The following is a 993-nucleotide window of genomic DNA, read 5'->3' as shown; positions in this document are numbered from 1 at the left end:
CACACCCACTTTAGTCCCACAGATCCTGATGCGAAAATCTCTGTAAAACCAGGCAAAGCAAGACAATTGAACTACAGTGGACAATTATCTGTAGATGATGCGCATCATGTTATACTTGGCGCTTGCGCGAGTTCCTCTGGTAGTAAAGATTCGGTGATTTTCCCGGATATTATGAATCAGACGATTGAAAATTGTAAGCAAACTAAGCTGCCAATCGATGAAGTTTTAGCCGATGCCGGATACAGCAGTGGCGAGAGTTTAAAATACTGCAAAGAGAAAGGCATCAACGCCTACATTCCCAACTTCGGTCAGTACAAACCATTTAGGGAAGGCTTTATTTTTAATAAAGAAGATAACCGGTATGAGTGCACAAAATCTGGCGGCAACAAGGCTTTTCTTCCTTACAAGGGTACGAAAACAGATTCCAAAGGCTACTCAAAGAAAATCTACCGAAGCAGCGAGAGAGATTGCAAAGATTGTCCACTTCGCGCAGAATGTTGTGGCAAAGTGACCAAGTTTAAAAAGATAGATGATACCATCCACAAACCTCTTTATGATGAAATGCATGAAAAATTAAATCGAGATCCGAATTACACCCGCTTTTTAACCAAGCGCAGAAGTTCCCGTGTAGAACCCGTTTTAGGAACTTTAATCAATTACCACAATATGAAGCGCGTGAACACGAGAGGAATAAAAAATGTCAATAAACATGTTTTAATGGCTGCTTTAACCTACAATCTGAAGAAATATCTAAAGTTCATCAGTAAAACCGTCCACAGAAATGCTGGAATAATGAACCTTCCAAAAGGAAAGTTCTGGCTTTTTCTAAAACCTCAAAAACCGGCGTTCCTATTTGCGAATTAAGCCACTCTAAAAAATCAAACAATCGCTTTGCACCAAAAACAAAGCTCCCTTAAATCGCTTTAAAAGAGGTCGTTTTTTGTTATAAATTTTGGGTAATCTCGAAAATATTGGGGTTGTGCAACGGTTACC

1 protein-coding gene is annotated in these 993 nt (G+C 39.5%); it reads left to right on the top strand.

The window, feature by feature from the left end:
- Positions 1-864 (top strand): transposase (locus QWY78_RS02160; RefSeq protein WP_290216098.1); only part of this gene is annotated, 864 nt, incomplete at its 5' end.
- Positions 865-993 lie beyond the last annotated feature (129 nt).

The sequence above is a fragment of the Kaistella yonginensis genome (assembly GCF_030409525.1).
Taxonomy (GTDB): Bacteria; Bacteroidota; Bacteroidia; order Flavobacteriales; family Weeksellaceae; genus Kaistella; species Kaistella yonginensis.
Note: the sequence above shows the minus strand (reverse complement) of the source record. Positions and strands in the feature narration are given on the sequence as shown.